Annotated in this window: 15 protein-coding genes; 6 read left to right on the top strand and 9 right to left on the bottom strand. The window is 60.0% G+C overall.

The window, feature by feature from the left end; genetic code table 11:
- The first annotated feature begins 152 nt into the window (after positions 1-152).
- Positions 153-1,043: a LysR family transcriptional regulator gene (locus AB6803_RS17565; protein ID WP_371110254.1), complete on the top strand. Its 891-nt coding sequence runs from the start codon at positions 153-155 to the stop codon at positions 1,041-1,043.
- Positions 1,044-1,200: 157 nt separating this feature from the next.
- Entirely contained in the window at positions 1,201-1,377 is a 177-nt protein-coding gene (locus tag AB6803_RS17560) for a hypothetical protein (RefSeq protein WP_371110091.1), read from the top strand.
- Positions 1,378-1,466: 89 nt separating this feature from the next.
- Here AB6803_RS17560 and AB6803_RS17555 read toward each other — a convergent pair whose 3' ends face one another.
- The 7 genes from AB6803_RS17555 to AB6803_RS17525 form a co-directional block, all read right to left on the bottom strand.
- A complete protein-coding gene (locus AB6803_RS17555; protein WP_371110090.1) occupies positions 1,467-2,324 on the bottom strand; it encodes an ABC transporter permease in 858 nt (285 codons plus the stop codon).
- A complete protein-coding gene (locus tag AB6803_RS17550) occupies positions 2,317-3,084 on the bottom strand; it encodes an ABC transporter ATP-binding protein (protein WP_371110089.1) in 768 nt (255 codons plus the stop codon). The genes AB6803_RS17555 and AB6803_RS17550 overlap by 8 nt, the downstream gene beginning before the upstream one ends.
- Positions 3,085-3,133: 49 nt before the next feature.
- Positions 3,134-4,156: an ABC transporter substrate-binding protein gene (locus tag AB6803_RS17545; RefSeq protein WP_371110088.1), complete on the bottom strand. Its 1,023-nt coding sequence runs from the start codon at positions 4,154-4,156 to the stop codon at positions 3,134-3,136.
- Between the two features lie 147 nt (positions 4,157-4,303).
- Positions 4,304-5,206 carry an alpha/beta fold hydrolase gene (locus AB6803_RS17540; RefSeq protein WP_371110087.1) on the bottom strand — a complete coding sequence of 301 codons (903 nt, stop codon included), beginning with the start codon at positions 5,204-5,206 and terminating at the stop codon, positions 4,304-4,306.
- A 24-nt stretch (positions 5,207-5,230) separates the two neighbouring features.
- Positions 5,231-5,938 (bottom strand): GIN domain-containing protein, encoded by a 708-nt coding sequence (locus tag AB6803_RS17535; RefSeq protein ID WP_371110086.1) that lies wholly within the window; start codon positions 5,936-5,938, stop codon positions 5,231-5,233.
- A gap of 34 nt (positions 5,939-5,972) precedes the next feature.
- A complete protein-coding gene (locus tag AB6803_RS17530; RefSeq protein ID WP_371110085.1) occupies positions 5,973-6,542 on the bottom strand; it encodes a DUF1700 domain-containing protein in 570 nt (189 codons plus the stop codon).
- On the bottom strand, positions 6,539-6,865 hold the full coding sequence (locus tag AB6803_RS17525) for a PadR family transcriptional regulator (RefSeq protein WP_042470647.1): 327 nt from the start codon (positions 6,863-6,865) through the stop codon (positions 6,539-6,541). Before AB6803_RS17525 ends, AB6803_RS17530 begins: the two co-directional genes overlap by 4 nt.
- Positions 6,866-7,049: 184 nt before the next feature.
- Between AB6803_RS17525 and AB6803_RS17520 the strand changes: the two genes are divergently transcribed.
- Positions 7,050-8,042 (top strand): alpha/beta hydrolase family protein, encoded by a 993-nt coding sequence (locus tag AB6803_RS17520; protein WP_371110084.1) that lies wholly within the window; start codon positions 7,050-7,052, stop codon positions 8,040-8,042.
- 73 nt (positions 8,043-8,115) lie between these two features.
- Here the strand turns inward: AB6803_RS17520 and AB6803_RS17515 are convergent, their stop codons facing one another.
- Together AB6803_RS17515 and AB6803_RS17510 are read right to left on the bottom strand one after the other, a co-directional pair.
- Positions 8,116-8,616, bottom strand: a complete 501-nt coding sequence (locus tag AB6803_RS17515) for a GNAT family N-acetyltransferase (protein ID WP_371110253.1) — start codon at positions 8,614-8,616, stop codon at positions 8,116-8,118.
- 154 nt (positions 8,617-8,770) lie between these two features.
- Positions 8,771-10,492, bottom strand: a complete 1,722-nt coding sequence (locus tag AB6803_RS17510; RefSeq protein ID WP_371110083.1) for a peptidoglycan D,D-transpeptidase FtsI family protein — start codon at positions 10,490-10,492, stop codon at positions 8,771-8,773.
- A 302-nt stretch (positions 10,493-10,794) separates the two neighbouring features.
- Here AB6803_RS17510 and AB6803_RS17505 point away from each other — a divergent pair, with 302 nt between their 5' ends.
- The 3 genes from AB6803_RS17505 to AB6803_RS17495 all read left to right on the top strand — a co-directional run bounded on the left by AB6803_RS17505 (position 10,795) and on the right by AB6803_RS17495 (position 13,928).
- Positions 10,795-11,763 carry a GAF domain-containing protein gene (locus tag AB6803_RS17505; RefSeq protein ID WP_371110082.1) on the top strand — a complete coding sequence of 323 codons (969 nt, stop codon included), beginning with the start codon at positions 10,795-10,797 and terminating at the stop codon, positions 11,761-11,763.
- Positions 11,764-11,984: 221 nt separating this feature from the next.
- Positions 11,985-13,502, top strand: a complete 1,518-nt coding sequence (adh, locus tag AB6803_RS17500; RefSeq protein WP_371110081.1) for an aldehyde dehydrogenase — start codon at positions 11,985-11,987, stop codon at positions 13,500-13,502.
- Between the two features lie 84 nt (positions 13,503-13,586).
- Positions 13,587-13,928, top strand: coding sequence for a DUF779 domain-containing protein (locus tag AB6803_RS17495; RefSeq protein WP_371110080.1), 342 nt, complete (start codon positions 13,587-13,589; stop codon positions 13,926-13,928).
- The last annotated feature ends 2 nt before the right edge of the window (positions 13,929-13,930 follow it).

Below are 13,930 nucleotides of genomic sequence, written 5' to 3'. Positions count from 1 at the left end.
ATTGGCCTATCTCGCAACGGTTGGGCAGATCGAAGGGAGCGACGCTCATGGAAATATGGCGACATCATTCCGATTATTCCGCTTCTTCCCCTTTACGGCGGCATTTTCGTGGAAGAAATTGATATTTCTTCAAGAGTTAATTCCGTATGGGAATGAACATGATCACGCCGCGACGATTTCTGCCCTCCTTGTCCCTGCTATCCGCTTTCGAGGCAGCGGCACGCACCGGCAGTGTTACCGTTGCGGCAAGAGAACTGGATCTGACCCAGAGCGCCGTCAGCCGCCAGATCAAGGCGCTGGAAGAGCAGCTTGGCGTGGAGCTGTTCGTGCGGGAGCGCCAGACCATCCGCCTGACGCTTGCCGGCGACAGCTATGCCCGCGAAATCCGCGAGGCATTGCGGCGGATTTCGTCGGCCTCGCTCGACCTGCGCGCCAACCCGAATGGCGGAACATTGAACGTGGCGATCCTGCCGACTTTCGGGACACGCTGGCTCGCCCCGAGGCTCGGCGATTTCCTTGCGACCAATCCGGGCATCACCATAAATCTGGTGACCCGTTTGTCACCATTCGATTTTCGGCTGGATTCGATCGATGCCGCCATCCATTTCGGCCATCCGCATTGGCCGGGCGCCGAACTTGCATTCCTGATGTCGGAGCGGACTGTGCCGGCCTGCAGCCCCGATTTCCTCGCCCGCCACCGACTGGTGGAGCCCGCCGATTTCCTGCAGGTGCCGCTCTTGCATCTGACAACCCGGCCGGATGCCTGGGAAAAATGGCTGGCCGCGAACGGCGCCCCTGCCTCCGGTGTGCGGGGCATGTTGTTCGATCAGTTCGCCACCGCCGCTCAGGCTGCCATCTCTGGCCTTGGCGTCGCCTTGCTGCCGACATTTCTCATCCAGGAGGAACTCAAGCGCGGGGAGCTGGTAGCGGCCTCGTCCAACGAACTGGAAAGCGATGAGCGCTATTATCTTGCCTGTCCGTTCGAGCGCCTGGCATACCCGCCGCTTGTCCGCTTTCGCGAGTGGATTGTGAATCAGCGTTGAAGGATCACCCTGTCCCTGTGGAGAAGTCGAGGGTGCCTGCAAATTGAGGAATCTCTAATCGATTAAAATAAATTCAATCGTTTAAACCCTTTAATGCTATGATTTACAAAGAATTTCTTTCGTGCCATCCAAAGAGCCTCACACCAAGGAGGTCCTGATGCAAGAGCGTGAAGCCGTGCGGAACGAGATACCCTTACACGTCGTTGATCGTCTCGAAAGCGAGTGGCGGTCGGTGCAGGTCGAGCGTTCGTCGCTTGGACGCGCGCCGAAGACCGACATGGTCGACAGAGCGGCCACGATGCCAGTCGACAATCTTGGAACAGCGAATAGCTGAGACTGCCGGCCCGGTTTCCTCGCCGCATTCCTTGATCCTGTCGCTTACGGCAAGTCCACTGGACATCGGCGAGCGATAGGGACGGATGACTATCCGCGCCAGTTCAGGAAGCGCCGTTCGATCTGGGCGATGACGAAGTTCACGATCAGGCCCATCATCGACAAGATGGCGACGCCGGTGAATAGCTTTTCAAGATCATAAAGCGAGCCCGCTTCGAGGATATAGGCGCCGACGCCAAATTGCGCGCCCAGCATTTCCGCGGCAACCAGCAGGATGATCGCGATCGAGATCGACACGCGAAGACCGGAAAGAATGGCCGGGAAAGCGCCCGGCAGGACGATCTTGCGGACGATCGACCACCAGCTCAAGCCGAAGCTCTGGCCCATGCGGATCAGCGAACGGTCGACATTGTCGACGGCGCCGTAGGTGGCAACGACCGTGGGCGTGAATGTCCCGAAGGCGATCAGCGCGTATTTCGAGGTTTCGTCGATCCCGAACCAGATGACGAACAGCGGCAGCAGGGCGATCTTCGGGATCGGAAATAACGCAGCGACGAGCGGCACGAGACCGGCGCGGACATGGCTGAAAAGGCCGATGCAGACGCCGATCGAGATGCCGGTGGTAATGCCGAGGGCGGCGCCGACGAAAAGCCGCTGTAGCGACGGCAGCAGATGCTGCCAGAGCAGCCCGGTCCGCCAGAGCTGGAGAAAGGTCTCAAGAACCGCCGACGGTCGCGGCAGCGTCAGGTTCGAGATGATGCCGGTACGGGTGCCGATTTCGGCAAGTGCGATCAGGATGACGAAAACAGCGATCGCCATGCCGCGAACCGGCGTCGGGGCAAATCCGCCACCGCGAAAGGCGACAGCGCGAACCGGCGCCGCATTCGTTCCGGCATTGTCGTCATCGGCCGTGCCTGACGGCGTTGAAAATGTGGTGATGTCAGACATTGACCAGCTCCTTGTCGGCGGCCATGGCCTCTTCCCGCATCAGCTCCCAGAGCTGCTTTTGCTTTTCCTCCAGCACCGGATCGCCGAGATGGCGATCGGCAAGCGGAATATCGATATCGACGATGTCGCGAATGCGTCCGGGGCGGCGGGAGAGGACGACGACACGGTGACCCAGCCGTACGGCCTCGTTGAGGTTGTGGGTGACATAGACCGATGTGAAGGGTTGGCGGGTCCAGAGCGAGATCAGATCATCCATCAGCAGTTCGCGGGTCTGGCTGTCGAGCGCCGAAAGCGGCTCGTCCATCAGCATGACAGCGGGGCGAACCGCCAGCGCCCGGCTGATGGCAACGCGCTGGCGCATGCCCCCGGAGAGTTGCTTGGGAAGGGTGCGCCGAAATTCGGAAAGGCGCGTGCGCTCAAGCACATCGGTGACGATCGTGTCCATCTCGCGTTTGCTGAGACCGTGATCCTCAAGCACCAGCTTGATATTGCCCTCGACCGTGCGCCAAGGCAGCAGGGCGAAATGCTGGAACACGTAGGTGAGCGGATTGAGCGAACCCGCCGGCGGGTTGCCGATTTGCAGGACCTCGCCCGATGAGGGGCGTTCGAGACCACCGAGGAAGCGCAGCAGCGTGGACTTGCCGCATCCTGATGGGCCGATCAGACAGACGATCTGGCCCTGCGGGATGTCGAGCGAGATGTCCTTCAGAACCTCTACGGATCCGTACCGATGGCTGACATTCTTGAGCTTCAGGTCCATGTGTCCTCCAGGCGGGAGCGGTGAAAGCCCCCGCATTCAGCCTCGGCCGTCAGATGGTCTTGACGTAGGACGTGTCGAAGAGCTGGTCGTTGGTGATCGCTTCCTTGACCATGCCTTCGGACTTGAACCATTCGAGCTGCTCCACGCAGCTGCCGAGCGAGAGCGCCAGTCCGTTGTTGATACGCATCGCGCCGTCGATCAGGTTCTGCTTGGCAGTCTCGAAGGGGCTGTCGCTTTCGACGTATTTGTGAACGATCTTCGCCAGGTCGTCGCGCTCAGCATCATTGGCTTTGTTGTCGACGAAGGCCGCGTTGTAGTCCGCAATCGCCTTGGAATAGGCTTTGACGAAGGCTTCCGTCAGCTCGCGCTCGCTCTTGGCATTCTTGGTCGAGGTAAAGGCCGTCGTCACCTGGTAGTTCGGCGCATAGTCGGAAACGAGGCCGATCTGCTTGGCAGCACCTTCCCGAAGCATCTGCTTGGCCACATTCGGCTGGATCGCCCAGGCATCGATCTGCCCGGTCGACAGCGCCCCGATGATGGCGCCGAGCTTTTGCAGCGGGCGAAGCTGGATGTCCGAGAGCTTGATATTGTTCGCCTGCGCGATCTTGTGGATCATGAAATGGAAGGACGAGCCGGCGGTGGTGATGCCGAAACTCTTGCCGGCGAGCTTTGACGGGTCCGTCAGGCCCACATCATAGGCCTTGTTCGAGGCGAGGATGATGGCGCCGACGGTGCCCTTCTCTTCGGTCAGCGCGCCGCCGATCACCTTAATCGCGTCCTTCTGCGCCAGGCTGATCAGGCCACCGCTCATCGCGGTCACGCCGAAATCGACGTCGCCGGAGGCGATCGCCACGGCCATAGGCTGGGCGGCTTCGAAGAATTTCAGGTCGATGTCGAGCCCGGCTTCCTTGTAGTAGCCGCGTTCATAGGCGATGAAGCTCGGCGCATGGCTGGCAAGATGCAGCACCGCAAGATTGCGGGTCGCCGCACGCGCCGGCATGCCGAAGGCGGTCGCAGCGCCGACAGCGCCCATGCCGATAAGCGCCTGACGGCGGTTCAAGGTAAGCGTCATTCCGGTATCTCCTCCGATGGGGCAGCGCCTGGGGCGTCTTAGCTCCTGTTTGCCATTGCCCGCGGTGGAAGACAACCAACTATGACGATGTCTCCGGTACCTTCTGCGCCTAAGCTTCAGACAAGGGGGCAGGCTACCCGTCGCGTGTCATCGAGAGATATTCTCCAGGAAGGGTAGCAGCGCGCCGAGCACCTCCTCGGCTGCGGTTTCAGGCAGCAGGTGGCCGCCGCCAATACCGATGTCTTCGACATTTTCGGCCCAGTCCGCCCATATGTTCAACGGTTCCCGGCCGCCGCCATAGAGCCGTCCTGCCTCGGACAGAACAAGGACCGGTACCTGGATCTTGCGCCCCGATGCGCGATCAGCGAGATCGTCGGCTTCATCGGTGGTGGCGCCGGCCCTATAGTCCTCGCACATGGCGTGCCGCACTTCTGGCCTGTCGAAGGCGACCCGATAGTCCTCGAGCGCCACCGGGTGAAGCCGGTCAATACCGAGAGCCATCTTGTCGAGAGTGAGGTCGATCAGGAAGCGAGGATCAGCCGCCATCAGCTTTTCCGGCAGGGGCGCGGGCTGCGCCATCATGAACCAATGCCAGGCGCCCATGCCGAAAGCCTTGCTGGCACCTTCCCACATTTCCGGCGTCGGCACCACCGTCACCGACACGAGCGCGGTCACCGCTTCCGGATAGTCGAGCGCCATGCGGTAGGCAACGCGACCGCCCCGGTCGTGGCCGACGACGGTGAAGCGTTCATGGCCGAGCGCTTTCATCATTTCATGCAGACATTTCGCCATCTGGCGCTTCGAGCCGGCGCCCTGGGCGTCACCGACAAGGCGGCTGTCGCCGTAGCCGGGCAGGTCGGGGATGATCACGCTGTAGTGGGTTGCGAGAACCGGTGCGATGTGGTGCCAGGCAGAGCGTGTCTCCGGATAGCCATGCAGAAGCAGGACCGCCGGCCCCGAACCGCCCGTCAGTACGGCCAACTCGGCCTGGGTCGTCTCGATGTGCCTGTCATCGAAATCCGGGAAAAGCGTGTTTGCGTGTCGATACATGGCTTAATTGTCCTGCGGGAACGGTTACGGCACTTGCACGATGCGGCCGCTGCCTCTGATTTCCGAGCGGCGCAAGACCGGGCGGCCGAAGAGCTCGACATTGCCGCTTCCGGAAATCGAGACGTCGGCATCCACTTGCGCGGCAAGTTGTACATCGCCACTGCCGCGAACCTTGATCTCGGCGGATTTTGCGGTCAGGTTTTTGAGCCGCGCCGCGCCCGAACCCGAGATATCCAGGTCGACCGTATCGGCGGCTCCGGTCGCGGCAACGCTGCCGCTTCCCCGGATGCTCAGCCGCAGCTGAGGCTGGTTGATTTGTGACAGGGTGAGATTGCCGCTGCCAAGCAATTTCCAGTCGGTTATCGCCGGTCCCGACAGGCTGACATCGAGCCGGGTGTCAACCCAGCCCGGATCGCAATCCAGGCTCAGCTTTCCGCCTTCCATCCGAACATGGTCGAGAAGAGCGGGATCGCCGCTGACGATTGCCTCCGCCTTGTCTCCCGGCTGGTAGCGAACCGAGGCCGGCAGGTTGATCACCAGCCTGTCGACGGCGGTAAAGGGCAGGATAACCTGCTGGCTGGTGGATGCGGCTGATCCGCAGGTGGACGGCATCGCCCCCCACAAATGCCCCGCCTCGGCCCAATCCCGTCCGGACAGTCCGATACCCACCGCCAGAAAGACGACTGCACCGATCAATCCTGCTGTCGCGACGAATGCCAACTTTCCAGTCATTGTCCCGTTCCTTCAACGTGGTGTCATGCAGCGCTCAAGCGCGCTGGTCCAGTTCAGCCAGGCGGAAATGCAGCCGGGCGTAGTGGCCGAGCATGCGTATGCCAGCACCCAGTCCCATCAGGAGCAGAGCGCCGCCGCCCAGGAGGCAACTCACCAGTCCGGCGCCGATGAGCAGGCGCGCCAGTATTCCGATCACCGGTCCGCCGAAGTCGAACAGCAGCGTAGTCAAGATGATTTTTACCCCGACCGCGCCGATGCTCGCCAGAGCAATCGCAAGGCCAAAGGTGATGACAACCGTCACAAGAAGCAGCGGCAGCAGGAAAAGGATATCGACGATGGCAAGACCGGCCAGGGCCATCGCGGCCGCCAACATGTTCGACATGCTCCAATGGGCCTCGAAACGGCGCAGCCCAGCCTCGGCCCGCAGTTCCCTGGCAATTCTGGCCGGGTCGCCCAACGCCGCCGCGACCTCCGCCTCGTTGCGGCCGGAAGCATCGGATTCGGCGAAATGGGCAGCGTAGTCGGCGACGATATCCTCGATCTCTTGAGGCGGCAGGCCGGCAAGCCCCAGTCTCAGCGTGCGCAAGAAGGCGTCCCTGGTCATGGCAAATCCTCGAGAAGTTTATCGACGGCGCCCGCAAAGGAGCGCCAGTCGCGGCGATGGGCTTCGAAAATCGTCCGGCCGAGCGGCGTGAGCCGGTAATATTTGCGGGGTGGACCGTTGCTCGATTCGACGATGCGGGTGGCCACCAGGCCGTCATTCTGCATTCGTCGCATCAGCGGATAGATCGTGCCTTCCCCCATGCCGACGGCGGTGACCAGTGTGCTGGCAATTTCATAGCCGTAGCTTTCACCCCGCGACAGCACGGCCAGGACGCAGAGATCAAGGGCGCCTTTTCGCAATTGAACTTGGATCGAGTCGGTCATGAATGCCTCGGATTTACAATATGCATATAACAAGCTATCTGTTTATGCAAGGTAGTGGATTAATAGCCAGATGTGGGCGCTTGCAGCCTGCGAACCATCGTCGTCAGCTTGCCCCTCGCTAATTTCCTTTGGCAGCTCTCTGCCGATTGAACGCGAGTATCTCTCGTCAAATGGAGCAAATATAATGATCCGCTTAAGCCGAGTGCTTGCTGCTACCCTCTGTCTCATCGCACCGTTGACCCATGCCGCTGGCTTGAAGTTTATTCAAGTTCCCGGCGGTGCGGATGGCCCGGCAATCGACGCGGCAATGTGGTCGCCTTGTTTGGAAGCACCTGCAGAAATGAGGATCGGAGCGTTGTCTGTGCCAGCGGTACCGGACTGTCCGATTGCGGGTGAAAAACTCCCGCTTATCATCATCTCGCATGGCTATGGCGGCTGGTATCTCGGCCACCATGATACTGCCGAAGCGCTTGCCGATGCGGGTTTTATTGTCGTTGCCATCAACCATCCGCACGCAAATTACGCCGACATGAGCCGCGCAAACGGCTTGGGAGTGTTGGTCGAGCGCCCTGTCGACATCAAGCGGACCGTTGATTTTATGCTTACTACCTCCCCTGACGCCGCCAAGATCGATCCGCAACGTGTCGGTTTTTACGGATTTTCCCAGGGCGGCTATACGGGTCTTGTGATCGCCGGGGCCAATCCGGATTTCAACAAGCTGCCGCCGCGGTGTGCAGACCCGAAAGCAACTGGCTGCCCACCCTCCACCCAGGCTCACCCTCTACGGCCGAAACTGCCACTTCAATCGTTGACCCACGATCCTCGCATCAAGGCAATGGTAGTGGCGGATCCCTTAAGCGTCGTCTTCCAGACCATTGACAGCGTGAAGAATGTCAGAATTCCACTTCAGCTATGGGGGGCGGAACTCGGAGGCGGTGGTGGAGCATCGCCGGAAGATGTCGCGATGCTTGCCCACATATTGACAAACAAGCCGGACTTTAGGGTCGCCCCCAAAGCCATGCATTTGTCATTCCTGACGCCCTGTCCGGAAATACGGCCGTCCTCGGACGCTTGTATCGATGCTCCAGGGTTCGATCGAACGGCCTTTCACAGAGATTTCAATGACGCGATAGTCGCTTTCTTCCGTCAGCATTTGGTGGAAGCGCGATCGCCATGATCGACCCTGTCGGAATGAAGCGGCGAAACTCCCAGCTATTCGATAAAACCCGGGAATTTGCAGCAAACTGATCTCAGGAGCGGGTCCAGCTATAGAGCCAGGCATCCACCCGGATACCTGTTTCGCCCAGCAACAGCTCACCGGGGAGCAACTGCATGCGGCGAAGGCCAATTTTTTCGAGCATTCGAAGACTGGCGACATGTTCGGCGGCACAGGAGGTCGAAACCTCCAACAGCGATGATTGCCGGGTGACCCAGTCCATCACCGCAATGCCTGCCTCGGTGGCCAATCCCTGGCTCCAGAATGCAGGCCCAAGGCCATAGTGGATCTCGGCGCTGCTCCCGTCGATGAACATCAGAAACAGACCTATCGGCTTTTCGTCGGAGCGACGAAGAATGCTCCAGACAAAGCGGGTGCCTGTCAGCCAATTGCCTTCCCCGCAAGCGTCAATGACTGCCTCGGTTCGGGCCTGTGATGGGTGGGCGCGGCGCTGTAGATAATGCGAAGCTTCGTTTCTCCCAGTATACTCCTCGAACAAGGATGCCGCATCTTCTCGGCGGGCAGCGCGCAACATCAGCCGAGGCGTTGGCAATGAGGCGGGTGGTGTGTACACCAATGTAATCCCTAACTTGAATGAGAGCTTTGCCGCGGATCAACGTGACAGCACATGCTGCGCCATCAAAGGACATATTCAGTGCAGTGCACTCCATCGATATGGCTTTGCCTGCTCAGTAAGCGCTCAGCAGATTCTGCCCAAAATTCGGCTCGACACCGAGCAGTGGCGCAGCGCGGCTGACGATGTCGTGGACCATGGGTGCCGCCGTTTCGGCTGCGAGGTTCAAATTGTGCAAACCCGTCAGCGGCTGGTCGATGAAGGACAGCACCACATATCTAGGGTTTTCCATCGGAAAAGCGGCGAGGAAGGAATTGAAGCTCAGCTTGTGTGAATAGACGCCATTGATGACCTTGTTCGCCGTGCCCGTCTTCCCGCCGACGTGGAAGCCGGGGACATCGGCGGTCTTGCCGGTGCCCTGTTCGCCGTTCAGCTTGAACAGATATTTGATGACGTCGCTGGTGCTCTTTTTGACGATCATCTTTTCGGTCTTCTCAGCTTCTTGCTGTGTTCGTGGTAGGAAGGTGGGCTCGATCAGCTCACCGCCGTCGATGAGGGCAGCTCCAGCAACTGCCGTCTGCATCGGCGTGGTGGCGACGCCATGGCCGAAGGCGACGGTGATCGAGTTGATCTTCTTCCACACTTTCGGCTGGCTCGGAGCTTTCACCTCGGGTAGCTCCGTCTGCATCCTCGAGAGCAAGCCGAAGCGGGTCAGATAGGCCTTCTGGACGTCCATCCCGACCTTGTCCATGATCTTGGCGGTACCGATGTTGGACGAGTAGCGGAAGATTTCTGGGACCGACAGCGCGCGTCGCGGAACGTCACGGTCGTCGTGGATGGTGAAGCCGCCGTAGTGCAGGGGGGCACTGGCATCGAATGTGTCGGTCAGCTTGATCGTGCCGGTGTCGATGGCCATCGCGATCGAGAACGTCTTGAACACCGAGCCCATTTCGTCGGTGCCATCGGACATGCGATTTAGCCAACCCTTGATGTCCGCCTGCGGGTCATTCGGATCGAAATCGGGAGCCGATGCCATGGCCAGCACCTCGCCGGTATGGATATCGAGGATGACCGCACCGGCCGACTGAGCCTGATATTGGCCGATCGCATCCGACACGACGTCGTGTACGATGTTCTGGACACGAAGATCGATCGACAGATGGACAGGCTGCAGGCTGTCGCGGCTCGTCATGCCGGCGGAGGTGAGATCCGAAAGCCCCTGCCCATCGAGATACTTCTCGATGCCAGCGACACCATGGTTGTCGATGTCGACATATCCGAGGATATGGGCGGCGGTGCGCCCCCCCGGATAGAAACGCTTTACCTCCGGACGGAAGCCGATTGCTGGAATTCCAAGCCCCAGAACCTCATTCTGCTGTTTCGGGGTCAGCTGGCGCCGCAGCCATGCAAAGTGCGATCGCTTGTCGGAAAGCTTTTGATACAGCGTCTTTTTATCGAGGTCAGGGAAGAGTGTCGAAAGCTTCTCCACCGCCTCGTCGACATCGACGATATGAAACGGCTCGGCAAACATCGACACCGTCCGTATGTCGGTCGCCAGAAGCTCGCCGTTACGGTCAACAATGTCGGGGCGCCACGCGATCACGGGACCAGACGGGATATTCGCCGTATCGACCGCCGGCTGAGAGTCGAAGTAGACGAGCTTTCCGCATATGGCGAGATAAGCCATCGTGAGCACGCCAGCCAAAGTCAGGATACGAGACTTTGCCTGCCTGTTCTTGCGGCCCGATGCCACAATATTGCGCCTGCGTGCCCCGGAACTGAATGTCAATTCCACGAGACGACCGCTCTTTATACTGAACGTGTGAAGGATCGACATTTCTATGAAAATTCAGAGGATTGAGGAGGGGAAAGAGGGGTTTCCTATAAGCCCGATTTTTAGGTTAAGGCGTTTAAATAAATCTTAACAGCACATTAAATTTTGTTCACAAAGCTTACGCATGTCTTCCCGTCCAACGGCATTGGCGCCCATTCTCAAAATACCATTCGCCCTCGATATCACCTGATCCAGCCACATGCCGGTTATATGACTGTTTGCAAACTTAGCTTGACGGCAGTCGTGGCAACGCTACCCTCTCCCGCAACTGACGACCGCTTGGGCTTTGGGAGGAGACCGTGGGAATGTCGGACCATGAATTGCATGCCTCGCAGGTTCAATCCGCCCTCGTGGGAAGCGCGGCGGCGCAATCGGCTGTGATTGCGTCCTGGAGCCGTTCGATGCGCCTCTACGGGCTCGATCCAGAAGACGGTGCGCCGCCGGATGTTTTGACGGAAGCCGAGCTCAGACATGCGCGGGAGCGTCTGGGGTCGCTTGTGCAGGCGGCGCAGGCCAGCCTCGACCGCCTCTATTTGGCGGTCGGCGGTGCCGGATGCTGCGTGCTGTTGGCGGACAAGGACGGCGTGCCGGTCGATCGGCGCGGATCAGCCGCTGACGACGCGATCTTTTGCAAGATGGGCCTTTGGACCGGTGCGGTGTGGAGCGAAGAGCGCGCCGGCACGAACGGCATCGGCACGGCGCTTGCCGAACAGCGCGCGTTAACCATCCATCGCGACCAGCATTTCTTCAGCCGCAACACGGCGCTGTCCTGCACGGTCGCGCCGATCTTCGATCATCGCGGCCGGCTGATGGCGGCTATCGACGTCTCTTCGGCCCGGTCCGACCTGACGGAGGATTTCGTCAAGCTGATTGGGCTTGCCGTCGGCGAAGCCGCCCGGCATGTCGAGGCTGAAAACTTCCGTCTGGCTTTCCCGAAGGCGCGGATCGTGCTGGCGCAGAGCGGTGCCGACCCCCTACAGGAGCGCGCCGCGAACGCCTTGCTTGCCGTCGACGACGACGATCTCGTCATCGGTGCGTCCCGTTCGGCCCGGCATCTTCTCGGCCTGACCGACGAAGCGCTCAGCCGCCCGCTGCCGGCAGCCGATCTACTCGGCCAAAGCAAGAATGTCCGATCGGATTATGCGACGGCTGAGCGTAGCGTGATTCAGCGCGCGCTCGCTCGCACGTCGGGCAATGTCTCCGCTGCAGCGATGACCATGGGCATCAGCCGCGCCACCCTGCATCGAAAATTGAAGAAGCTCGGCTTTGACTAACCGCTGGTCTTAGGAGCGCGGGGGCAGCACCGACATTCCGATTGTCATCTGTCGCAAAACTGCGACAGATGACCGATTCCGTTTCATCACCTGGGGAGACAGACCGGCAGGAACGGCGCCATTGTGATGTCGATGCCGCGGGAGGCGGTATTGTCACAATTGCGCTGTCTTCGCCAATGCAGTTCTTTGTATCCCGAAGACCTCGCCAGGGAGGAAAACCAATGAACAAGGTAGAATTTCACCGAACCACGAGACCAAACTTCAAGAAGCGCTACGGCAATTTCATCGGCGGCAAATTCGTCGAACCGAAATCAGGGCGTTATTTCGAAAACACCTCGCCGGTCAACGGCCAAGTGCTGTGCGAGATTGCCCGCTCCGATGCGCAGGACATCGAAGCCGCTCTCGATGCAGCCCACGCCGCCAAGGATGCCTGGGGCCGCACCAGCGTGACTGAGCGCAGCCTTCTGCTCAACAAAATAGCCCAGGTGATGGAAGACAACCTGGCGCTCCTGGCGCAGGCCGAGACCTGGGACAACGGCAAGCCGATCCGTGAAACGACGGCAGCCGATCTTCCGCTTGCCATTGATCATCTGCGCTATTTCGCCGGTGTCATCCGGGCGCAGGAAGGCAGCCTCTCCGAGATCGACCATGATACGGTCGCCTATCACTTTCACGAGCCGCTCGGCGTCGTCGGCCAGATCATTCCGTGGAACTTTCCGTTGCTGATGGCGATCTGGAAGCTCGCGCCGGCACTGGCCGCCGGCAACTGCGTGGTGATCAAGCCCGCCGAACAGACCCCGGCATCCATTCTGGTCTTTGCCGAACTGATCGCCGATATCCTGCCGCCCGGTGTTCTCAACATCGTCAACGGTTTCGGTCTCGAGGCCGGTAAACCACTGGCCTCCAGCCCGCGCATCGCCAAGATCGCCTTTACCGGCGAGACGACGACAGGCCGGCTGATCATGCAATATGCCAGCCAGAACCTTATTCCGATCACGCTGGAACTGGGCGGCAAGTCCCCGAACATCTTCTTCAAGGACGTGGCTGAGGAGGACGACGATTTCCTCGACAAGGCGATCGAAGGCTTCGTCATGTTCGCTCTCAACCAGGGTGAAGTCTGCACATGCCCGAGCCGTGCCCTGATCCATGAGTCCATCTACGATAAGTTCATGGAAAAGGCTCTGAAGCGTGTCGAAGCCATCGTCCAGGGAGATCCGCTCGATCCGGCGACGATGATCGGCGCGCAGGCGTCCAGCGAGCAATTGGAAAAGATCCTCTCTTATCTCGACATCGGCAAACAGGAAGGCGCCGAGGTGCTGATCGGCGGCGAGCGCAATGTCCTGCAGGGCGATCTGGCTGCCGGCTATTACGTCAAGCCGACCGTCTTCAAAGGCCACAACCGCATGCGGATTTTCCAGGAGGAAATCTTCGGGCCTGTCGTCTCCGTGACCACCTTCAAGGACAATGACGAGGCGCTTTCGATCGCCAATGACACGCTTTACGGTCTCGGTGCCGGTATTTGGAGCCGCGACGTCAATACGTGCTATCGCTTCGGTCGTGCCATCCAGGCCGGGCGCGTCTGGACCAATTGCTATCATGCCTATCCGGCGCACGCGGCCTTCGGCGGCTACAAGCAGTCCGGTATCGGCCGTGAAAACCACCTGAAGATGCTGGAGCATTACCAGCAGACGAAGAACATGCTCGTCAGCTACAGCCCGAAGAAGCTCGGCTTCTTCTGAGCCCGGAGACGCCTGTTCCGAGCGCAACTCGCCGGAGGCGGAGCAATGGGCTCCGCCTCCGGCACTTCATTGGGAGGAAGCATCATGAACGATCAGGTCAGCGCCACCCCGGCCGCCCTCGATCTCATCCGGACCTTGCAGGCAGAATACGGGCCGATCCTGTTTCATCAGTCGGGTGGCTGTTGCGACGGCTCCTCGCCGATGTGCTATCCGCAGAACGATTTCATCGTCGGAGATCATGATGTGCAGCTAGGGGAAATCGGCGGTGCGCCGGTCTATATCAGCGGGCCGCAATACGAAGCGTGGAAACACACGGAACTGATCATCGACGTCGTGCCCGGCCGGGGCGGCATGTTCTCGCTCGACAATGGCCGCGAGGTGCGCTTCCTGACGCGCTCACGCATCTGCGCCGTTCCGGGATCGTAGCT

It is taken from the genome of Rhizobium sp. RCC_161_2 (assembly GCF_041355235.1).
Classification (GTDB): Bacteria; Pseudomonadota; Alphaproteobacteria; order Rhizobiales; family Rhizobiaceae; genus Rhizobium.
This window is presented reverse-complemented; position numbering and strand designations above follow the sequence as displayed.

What these genes read in the sequence shown, in the direction of transcription:
- AB6803_RS17555 (WP_371110090.1), bottom strand. Translation starts at nt 2,324, where the DNA reads ATGTCTGACATCACCACATTTTCAACGCCGTCAGGCACGGCCGATGAC.
- AB6803_RS17565 (WP_371110254.1), top strand. Translation starts at nt 153, where the DNA reads ATGAACATGATCACGCCGCGACGATTTCTGCCCTCCTTGTCCCTGCTA.
- AB6803_RS17520 (WP_371110084.1), top strand. Translation starts at nt 7,050, where the DNA reads ATGATCCGCTTAAGCCGAGTGCTTGCTGCTACCCTCTGTCTCATCGCA.
- adh (WP_371110081.1), top strand. Translation starts at nt 11,985, where the DNA reads ATGAACAAGGTAGAATTTCACCGAACCACGAGACCAAACTTCAAGAAG.
- AB6803_RS17560 (WP_371110091.1), top strand. Translation starts at nt 1,201, where the DNA reads ATGCAAGAGCGTGAAGCCGTGCGGAACGAGATACCCTTACACGTCGTT.
- AB6803_RS17545 (WP_371110088.1), bottom strand. Translation starts at nt 4,156, where the DNA reads ATGACGCTTACCTTGAACCGCCGTCAGGCGCTTATCGGCATGGGCGCT.
- AB6803_RS17495 (WP_371110080.1), top strand. Translation starts at nt 13,587, where the DNA reads ATGAACGATCAGGTCAGCGCCACCCCGGCCGCCCTCGATCTCATCCGG.
- AB6803_RS17540 (WP_371110087.1), bottom strand. Translation starts at nt 5,206, where the DNA reads ATGTATCGACACGCAAACACGCTTTTCCCGGATTTCGATGACAGGCAC.
- AB6803_RS17525 (WP_042470647.1), bottom strand. Translation starts at nt 6,865, where the DNA reads ATGACCGACTCGATCCAAGTTCAATTGCGAAAAGGCGCCCTTGATCTC.
- AB6803_RS17530 (WP_371110085.1), bottom strand. Translation starts at nt 6,542, where the DNA reads ATGACCAGGGACGCCTTCTTGCGCACGCTGAGACTGGGGCTTGCCGGC.
- AB6803_RS17505 (WP_371110082.1), top strand. Translation starts at nt 10,795, where the DNA reads ATGTCGGACCATGAATTGCATGCCTCGCAGGTTCAATCCGCCCTCGTG.
- AB6803_RS17510 (WP_371110083.1), bottom strand. Translation starts at nt 10,492, where the DNA reads ATGTCGATCCTTCACACGTTCAGTATAAAGAGCGGTCGTCTCGTGGAA.
- AB6803_RS17535 (WP_371110086.1), bottom strand. Translation starts at nt 5,938, where the DNA reads ATGACTGGAAAGTTGGCATTCGTCGCGACAGCAGGATTGATCGGTGCA.
- AB6803_RS17550 (WP_371110089.1), bottom strand. Translation starts at nt 3,084, where the DNA reads ATGGACCTGAAGCTCAAGAATGTCAGCCATCGGTACGGATCCGTAGAG.
- AB6803_RS17515 (WP_371110253.1), bottom strand. Translation starts at nt 8,616, where the DNA reads ATGTTGCGCGCTGCCCGCCGAGAAGATGCGGCATCCTTGTTCGAGGAG.